Source organism: Chamaesiphon sp. OTE_20_metabat_361 (assembly GCF_031364565.1).
In genome coordinates this window covers 1-8,288 of record NZ_JANLWO010000117.1, presented here as the reverse complement: position 1 = coordinate 8,288, position 8,288 = coordinate 1, and the positions used below count along the sequence as shown (strand labels likewise).

9 protein-coding genes and 1 riboswitch are annotated in these 8,288 nt (G+C 47.9%); of the genes, 5 read left to right on the top strand and 4 right to left on the bottom strand.

Annotation, left to right across the window (positions count from 1 at the left end; all coding sequences use genetic code 11):
- The 5 genes from fusA to RMO35_RS03270 form a co-directional block, all read left to right on the top strand.
- The coding region (fusA, locus tag RMO35_RS03290) for an elongation factor G (RefSeq protein WP_309738526.1) at positions 1 to 1,486 on the top strand (1,486 nt) is incomplete at its 5' end.
- Positions 1,487 to 1,648: 162 nt separating this feature from the next.
- The gene (tuf, locus tag RMO35_RS03285; protein ID WP_309738524.1) at positions 1,649 to 2,878 is read left to right on the top strand and encodes an elongation factor Tu; all 1,230 of its coding nucleotides are present in this window, start codon (positions 1,649 to 1,651) and stop codon (positions 2,876 to 2,878) included.
- Positions 2,879 to 2,985: 107 nt separating this feature from the next.
- Positions 2,986 to 3,303 (top strand): 30S ribosomal protein S10, encoded by a 318-nt coding sequence (gene rpsJ, locus RMO35_RS03280; RefSeq protein WP_015161331.1) that lies wholly within the window; start codon positions 2,986 to 2,988, stop codon positions 3,301 to 3,303.
- A gap of 97 nt (positions 3,304 to 3,400) precedes the next feature.
- On the top strand, positions 3,401 to 3,970 hold the full coding sequence (locus tag RMO35_RS03275; RefSeq protein WP_309738521.1) for a Uma2 family endonuclease: 570 nt from the start codon (positions 3,401 to 3,403) through the stop codon (positions 3,968 to 3,970).
- 315 nt (positions 3,971 to 4,285) lie between these two features.
- Complete coding sequence (locus RMO35_RS03270) at positions 4,286 to 4,927, top strand: LON peptidase substrate-binding domain-containing protein (protein ID WP_309738520.1); 642 nt, start codon at positions 4,286 to 4,288, stop codon at positions 4,925 to 4,927.
- Between the two features lie 4 nt (positions 4,928 to 4,931).
- Here the strand turns inward: RMO35_RS03270 and RMO35_RS03265 are convergent, their stop codons facing one another.
- The 4 genes from RMO35_RS03265 to RMO35_RS03250 are packed head-to-tail and all read right to left on the bottom strand — an operon-like array spanning position 4,932 to position 7,659.
- Positions 4,932 to 5,786 (bottom strand): ABC transporter ATP-binding protein, encoded by an 855-nt coding sequence (locus RMO35_RS03265; RefSeq protein ID WP_309738519.1) that lies wholly within the window; start codon positions 5,784 to 5,786, stop codon positions 4,932 to 4,934.
- Positions 5,779 to 6,576: a cobalt ECF transporter T component CbiQ gene (cbiQ, locus tag RMO35_RS03260; RefSeq protein WP_309738517.1), complete on the bottom strand. Its 798-nt coding sequence runs from the start codon at positions 6,574 to 6,576 to the stop codon at positions 5,779 to 5,781. The genes RMO35_RS03265 and cbiQ overlap by 8 nt, the downstream gene beginning before the upstream one ends.
- Complete coding sequence (locus tag RMO35_RS03255; protein ID WP_309738516.1) at positions 6,576 to 6,896, bottom strand: energy-coupling factor ABC transporter substrate-binding protein; 321 nt, start codon at positions 6,894 to 6,896, stop codon at positions 6,576 to 6,578. The genes cbiQ and RMO35_RS03255 overlap by 1 nt, the downstream gene beginning before the upstream one ends.
- Positions 6,877 to 7,659 (bottom strand): energy-coupling factor ABC transporter permease, encoded by a 783-nt coding sequence (locus RMO35_RS03250; RefSeq protein WP_309738515.1) that lies wholly within the window; start codon positions 7,657 to 7,659, stop codon positions 6,877 to 6,879. Before RMO35_RS03250 ends, RMO35_RS03255 begins: the two co-directional genes overlap by 20 nt.
- Before the next feature lie 211 nt (positions 7,660 to 7,870).
- Positions 7,871 to 8,041, bottom strand: a riboswitch (cobalamin riboswitch).
- Positions 8,042 to 8,288: the final 247 nt, after the last annotated feature.

Genomic DNA, 8,288 nt, shown 5'->3' with positions numbered 1-8,288 from the left:
TATTCCTGCCGATCTCCAAGCTAAAGCGGATGAGTTTCGCTTGAAACTATTGGAATCTGTTGCCGATACTTCAGATGAATTGACCGAGAAATATCTCGAAGGTCAAGAAATCTCCGAAGCTGAGGTCAAAGCCGCAATTCGTAAAGGGACAATCGCAGGTACGATGGTACCGATGTTCTGTGGCTCTGCCTTCAAGAACAAAGGCGTTCAAGCCCTGCTGGATGCAGTAATCGATTATCTCCCTTGCCCAACTGAAGTTCCGGCAATTAAAGGTAAAGATGTCGATGATGAGACGATCGAAGTCGAGCGTCATGCAGATGATAACGAGCCATTTGCAGCCTTGGCATTCAAGATCATGGCGGACAAATACGGTCGTCTGACCTTTATCCGGGTCTACTCTGGAGTAGTCAAAACTGGTACTTACGTCTTGAACCCGACCAAGGGTAAGAAAGAACGGATTTCCCGGTTGATTATCCTCAAAGCTGACGATCGCCAAGAGGTAGATGAACTGCGCGCTGGCGACTTAGGTGCCGTCCTCGGACTCAAAGACACCTTTACGGGTGACACTTTGTGCGATGAAGATAATCCAGTCATTCTAGAATCGCTATTCATCCCCGAACCAGTGATTTCACTGGCGGTGGAACCGAAGACCAAGCAGGACATGGAGAAACTCTCCAAAGCGCTGATTGCTCTGTCCCAGGAAGATCCGACCTTCCGCGTCCATACCGATGCGGAAACCAATCAAACCGTAATTGCGGGGATGGGCGAACTTCACCTCGAAATTCTGGTCGATCGGATGCTGCGCGAGTTTGGTGTCGAAGCCAACATCGGTGCGCCACAGGTGGCTTATCGCGAAACCATTCGTAAGAGTGTCAAGCAAGAAGGTAAGTACATCAAACAAAGTGGTGGTAGTGGTAACTACGGTCACGTCGTGATCGAGATTTCCCCTAGCGAACCCGGTAGCGGTTTGGAGTTCGTCTCCAAAATCGTCGGTGGTTCGGTACCCAAACAGTACATCAACCCGATCGAGCAAGGCGTCAAAGAAACCTGCGAGTCGGGGATCTTGGCTGGGTATCCAGTGATCGACCTCAAAGTCACCCTGATCGATGGTTCTTACCATGAAGTTGACTCCAATGAAATGGCATTTAAGATTGCGGCTTCGATCGCAACTAAAGAAGCCGTCATGAAAGCTCAACCGACATTGCTCGAACCAGTGATGAAGGTCGAAGTTGAAGTTCCCGACAACTTCTTGGGGAATGTCATCGGCGATCTTAACTCTCGTCGCGGTCAGATCGAAGGTCAAGAAGCCGCAGCAAATATCTCCAAAGTTGCAGCTAAGGTGCCACTGGGCGAAATGTTTGGTTATGCAACGAACATTCGCTCTAATACCCAAGGTCGTGGTATCTTCTCAATGGAATTCAGCCATTATGATGAAGTGCCTCGCAACGTTGCTGAAGCGATCGTCACCAAAAACAAAGGGAAATAAACGACATCAGTCGATTTAGGCTCTCCAGCAGAGCAGCAGAGATCGCTAGTGTCCGTCGCAAACGGATATTATGGAGTAACTGGTTAAGACCAGTCACTCCATAACCGCAGCTCGGGATTGGCAATCTCATTACAATCTAAAGAGGAATTAAGGAAATTATTCATGGCACGCGCTAAGTTTGAAAGAAATAAGCCCCACGTCAATATCGGTACAGTCGGTCACGTTGACCACGGTAAAACTACCCTGACCGCAGCTATCACCATGTCCTTGGCGGCAATTGGTGCAGCTAAATCGCGGAAGTATGACGAAATCGATGCTGCTCCTGAAGAAAAAGCGCGTGGGATCACCATCAATACCGCTCACGTAGAATACGAAACGGTAACTCGTCACTACGCCCACGTAGATTGTCCCGGACACGCTGACTATGTGAAAAACATGATCACTGGTGCGGCACAAATGGACGGCGGTATCCTCGTCGTTTCCGCAGCAGATGGCCCCATGCCACAGACCCGCGAGCATATCCTCTTGGCGAAACAAGTTGGCGTACCGCGTCTAGTCGTGTTCATGAACAAGACCGACTTAGTAGATGACGAAGAGCTACTCGAACTCGTCGAAATGGAAATCCGCGAACTGCTAACTTCCTACGACTTCGATGGTGACAATCTCCCCATCGTCTCGGGTTCTGCGGTCAAAGCTGTCGAGCAAATGATTGCCAATCCCAAAACCATCCAAGGTGAAAACGAGTGGGTAGACAAGATCTACGACTTGATGGCCGCAGTCGATGACTATATTCCTACTCCAGAACGGGAGATCGACAAACCCTTCTTGATGGCAGTTGAGGACGTCTTCTCGATCACTGGTCGGGGTACGGTAGCTACCGGACGGATCGAACGTGGAAAAGTCAAAGTTGGCGAAAACGTCGAAATCGTTGGGATCAGAGACACGCGTAGCACCACGATCACTGGTGTTGAAATGTTCCAAAAATCCCTCGATGAAGGTTTGGCTGGCGATAACGTCGGCGTACTGATGCGCGGTATCCAAAAAGCCGACATCGAACGCGGCATGGTAATTGCTAAACCAGGTAGTATCAAGCCTCACACCGTATTTGAAGGTGAAGTATACGTGTTGACCGACAAAGAAGGTGGTCGCAAGACGCCATTCTTCCCCGGCTATCGTCCTCAGTTTTACGTCCGGACAACTGACGTAACTGGCAACATCCAAGCTTTTACTGCCGATGATGGTAGTGCTGCGGAGATGGTCATGCCTGGAGATCGGGTCAAAATGACCGTAGAACTGATCAACCCAGTCGCGATCGAACAAGGAATGCGCTTCGCAATTCGTGAAGGCGGTCGGACGATCGGAGCTGGTGTAGTCGCCAAAATCATCAAATAGGTTAATTACCTAAATTAAAGATAGAGATATGCCTTGGGTGTATCTCTATCTTTGTGTCTGATGAATTATTTCTTACTTTTGTACCTTGACAACCAAACCCTAAAATTATGGCAACTATTACTCAGCAAAAAATTCGGATTCGTCTTAAAGCATTCGATCGCCGTTTACTAGATACCTCATGTGACAAAATTGTCGAAACTGCCAATCGGACTGGCGCAACTGCGATCGGGCCGATTCCCTTACCAACTCGCCGCCGGATCTATTGTGTCTTGCGCTCGCCCCACGTCGATAAAGATTCCCGCGAGCATTTTGAAACTCGCACCCATCGTCGCATTATCGATATCAAAGATCCGTCTGCCAAAACGATCGACGCCTTGATGAAATTAGATTTACCAGCAGGTGTAGATATTGAAGTGAAACTCTAGATATTGAGCCAATAACTTATGTTCAGAAGTCCTCATTTGAGGACTTTTTTGTAGATGTTATCATAAAAAGTAAGTTGCATTGCTAGAGGTCGATCGCATGGTTAATACTCAAATCCGTCAGCTCACTAGTACCGAATATTACGGCATGATGGAAAGTGGCATTATCAGGGAAGGAGAGCGAGTAGAATTAATCTTAGGACAAATTTTCACGATGGCGGCAAAAGGTACTCGGCACACTGTTTCTACGACCAGACTCATAACAGAACTACCGATGCTCATTCAACGACGGGCGATCGTGCGCTGTCAAGATCCGATTACTTTGCTCAATAATAGCGAACCGGAACCAGATATCGTCATCGCCAGATTGCGATCGGATGATTATGTTAACAGTCATCCATCTCCTGCTGATATTATCCTTGTAATTGAAGTCGCGGATTCGAGTATTAAGTTCGATCGCGAGACTAAAGCTCCACTCTATGCTGCTGCCGGAATTAGTGAATATTGGATTGTTAATTTGATTGACGATCGCTTAGAAATATATCGTCAACCTGAAGGTAATATTTATACTAGCGTGCAAATTGTTACGCCGCCGCGCTCGATTAACTTACCTGAATTTCCAGAGATTTCACTAGATATTGGCGATTTTTTCCCAGCTTCAAAAACTTAGCAAAACATCCATCTATTGCAAATAAACCCGTTCGATTGCGGGTACTTAGAGGTAATCCAGCCAAGAATCTATACCTCAGATTAGGTTTTAGAGCAGTTGAGACATTGGACGATTGCGATATCCTCGAACGAGGATAATGTAGCCGAGCAGTTTCTGCCCCATGACTTAAGCTGCGATTGGATCGAGATCTGTTCGCCAGTCATCAAGACCTATAATGAAGTTGGAGATCGCAATTATGACGTTTGGCACCTAGCACTTATGGGGTTAGATCCGTTAACCTTAGATAAGAACCCATGCTTTACATCTAATCCGTAAATGGCACTTTCTTCTACAATCGCCGTGAGAGAACTCCCCTTATTCCCGCTTCCCGAACTGGTGCTATTTCCCGGTCGTCCTTTACCGCTGCATATTTTTGAATTTCGCTACCGGATCATGATGAACACGATCATGAGCAGCGACAGGCGATTTGGCGTGCAGATGTGGGATCCCGTCAGAGGACAACCAGCAGATATCGGCTGTTGTGCGGAGATCGTCCACTTCCAGCAGTTGCCAGACGATCGGATGAAAGTTCTGACGATGGGACAGCAGCGGTTCCGAGTGCTCGAATACGTGCGCGAGAAGCCCTATCGAGTGGGGTTAGTTGAGTGGATCGAAGATCGTCCCACCGAAGCAGATTTACGCCCCTTAGCGACCGATGTGGAGCGACTCCTGCGCGATGTGGTGCATCTGTCTGGTAAGCTCACCGAGCAGCCCGTCGAGCTACCAGATAATTTACCCGAACTGCCGATCGAACTATCGTACTGGGTAGCCAGCCATCTATATGGTGTGGCTGCGGAACAGCAGGCTCTACTCGAAATGCAAGATACTACGACACGACTCGATCGAGAAGTAGAAATTTTGACATCCACTCGTAATCACTTAGCGGCGAGAACGGCGCTCAAAGACGCTCTACCGTAGCTAGCTAGGGAGTCAGGCTGATGTTCGATAAGATCGATTGTAAGTAACTATTGAATTCATCGATCGAACGAGGTGCGGGGACTTTGGGCATTTTGGCAGCTAAGGGCGACCACATTTGCCACAATAGCGGCATCCCTAGCTCAAATTCTGGCATAAATTGCAGTCGATCGAACACCGCCAACGTTTCACCCTCTGTAATCAGCCGCCCTTGCTCCATTACCAAAATCCAGTCCGCCCATTGATAGACAAAATCCAGATCGTGAGTGGCGATTAGCAGCGTCGTACCACGCTGGGCGATCGCTTCTAATTCTACTAATAAGTTGCGCGTCTGTACCGAGTCGAGGTAAGCTGTCGGCTCATCTAAGAGCAATAACTCTGGGTGCAAAGCCATTACCCCAGCAATACTCACCCGCTTTTTTTGTCCTAGGCTCAAGTGTTGTAAGGGCGACATTGCCAAGGCTTCTAAATTAAAGTCCGCAAGCGTCTTCATCACTTTTGCCGCTACTTCTGCTGTGGGTAAACCTTGATTGCACAACCCATAAGAAATATCTGCGGCGACAGTTGGTGCGACGAGTTGCTGTTCGGGATCTTGAAATACTAAACCTACCCGTTGTCGCCAGCGTCTGAGTGCGGCTCGATTGAAAGCTAAGGGGATATTATCTAATATAACCTTCCCCCGATCGGGCTGAGCTAATCCATCCGCGATCGCCAACATCGTAGACTTCCCACACCCATTTTGACCGATTAGTGCCGTCTTTTGCTGTTTGGGCAGCCGCAAACTCAACCCTTGTAGAGTCGGCGTCGTTGCCATTGGATAGCTATAATAAACGTCTTGAAACTCCAGTAAATATTCAGACATAGCGCCGATACAAAATTTCTCCAATTGTCAGTACCAGACAACCTGCGATCGATTCTATGGCATAACGCCACGAGTACACATGAGACTGCGGCTGCCAAAATCGCAATTCCCCATTGAAACCTCGCGCATTGATGCCTAGTGTCAACTGGCGATAACGGTTCGCCGTCCGGTGAATCAACTGTCGTACCAGTAGATTCAAGCTATTGAGCCGCAAGCGGTGCGTCCGATAACCACCGCGCGAGATTTGCGCTGTGATAATTGTTTGTGCGGTATCTCCCAATATAAAAATGCAGCGGTAAATTAATAACGATAACTCAATCAAAATCTGCGGACAGCCAAGTTTTTGGCAAGTAACAACCAGATCGATCGCCGGAATTGTCAATACGATAAAAAACAGCACCGAAGTACTCGCCGAGGATCTTACCAGCAATTCGAGTGCCCGGATCGTGCCGCGATAACTCAGATAAATCTGCCCGCTGCCGATGCCCATGTGCCACAAGGTATCAGCCTGAATTGCAGGTGTACTGTTCCTAGCATACTCGATCGCGATCGCTGGCAGACTAGTTATCAAAAACACTAAAACTCCCACCAACATCGCACCGTAAACCCGACGCGGAATCCCCGCGTAAATGACGATCCAGACACTCATCCACCCAAAAATGAGGATTTGTACCGGGTAGTGGCTGACCAGCGCTAGCAGCAGCATCCAGAGGGCAAACCAGAGCTTTTGAGCGGGGGGAAGTTGGCGCAGCCGATTGCTATAGGCAAGTGTATCGAGATGAATCTGCACTAATCGCGATGTTCGATCGAACGGGTAATTCGATCGGCTTGACGGCGTTCGGTGCGCCCTTTATATAAACCTAAAATATAACAAGTCACACCCGATCCGATCGCCGCTTGAGTTGCAAATAAAAATGTTTCAATTTCACCGCCTGATGGCTTAATTACAGGTTGGAACCACGGCTTGTAACCCGGTTGAACTTCTTCGATCGCCGTTTGATTCCGGCTGTCTGTCGCCTTAAATTCTTTACCTTGAAAAATCAAAACTGGTGCAAAAGATAAGGCAGCAACAATACCTAATAGCCACCAATTACTCGTTAATTTCTGCATCTAAATTATTTCCTGGTTTAAAGAGTCCTAGTATTCTCAATTCCTGTTGACCGTAGTCTTGCAGCCAGTTCCATACCAGTAAAGTTAATAATCCTTCACTAATTGCTAAGGGAATTTGGGTAATCGCAAATACACCAACGAATTTAATAAAGGCCGCTATAAATCCGCCTTGCGCGGCTGGAAAAGCTAGTGCTAATTGCACCGCTGTTACTAGATAAGTACACAAGTTTTCTAACATTGAAGCCATAAATACTGCGACTTTTTGATGCCCAGTTTTGGCGATCGTATTGTAGACAACATACGCGACCAGCGGACCGACAATTGCCATCGAAAAGGCATTTGCACCCAATGTTGTCAATCCGCCATGAGCCAATAGTACCGCTTGAAATAGCAATACCAATCCACCTATTACCGACATCACCAAAGGGCCGAATAAAATCGTGCCTAGTCCCGTTCCAGTTGGGTGAGAGCTGCTACCATTGACCGACGGAATTTTGAGCGCAGAGAGGACGAAGGTAAAGGCTCCAGATAATGCTAGGAGTAGCTTTAATTCTGGGTGCGCTGTCGTAATCCGATCGATCGATCGCAAGCCCACTAAGAAAAAAGGCAAAGCAACTACCCACCAAAACACTGCCCACTCAAAGGGTAAATAGCCCTCGGCAATGTGCATCGCCTGAGCTGGTGCGGGCGAGCCAATGACTAGATAGCTACTCAAGCCAGCTATTGCCAGCAAGGTAGCAACTTTTTGATATTTTGTTTTCATTGATTTCTAGTGAGTTTGCTATGCAAGATAAAGCTGAGCCGAGCCATCAGTTTTATCTTGCCAACCCCAGTCTCAAAGCTCTAATTTGCACTTGCTCCCCTAGAAACCAGTCAGCCCATGATAAATTGTAGTAAGCTTCGAGCATTAGAGCGGAGATTGCTCCGATGCTCGTTCGATCCAAATATTTTGTCACCTTGAACCTCGCAGATGAACGTAGTTTATTTCAATCGACAGGCGTTCTGACTCAGTTAATTCAAGATTTAACACGATCTAGAGATTGAGTTATGGCATCCCGAATACATTACAGTTGCGGGACAGCGTTGGATTTTGCACCAATCTTTCCCCGTCGATCTCCGCGACCACCCAATCTCGATCGAGGTGGGTTTATCCGCGACTGGCTACATCCTATCACGCGAGCTAATCTCTCGATCGTAACTATCGAGCATTAGTGGGAGTTGGGAGTTGGGAGTTGGGGGGAGGGGGTGACGGGGAGACGGGGGGAGGGGGAGGTTTTACCTCTTACCTCTTACCTTTTACCTCTTACCTCTCCCAACTCCCATCTCCCAACTCCTACCTCTTACCTCTTACTTCTTACCTCTTACCTCTTACCTCTCCCAACTCCCATCTCC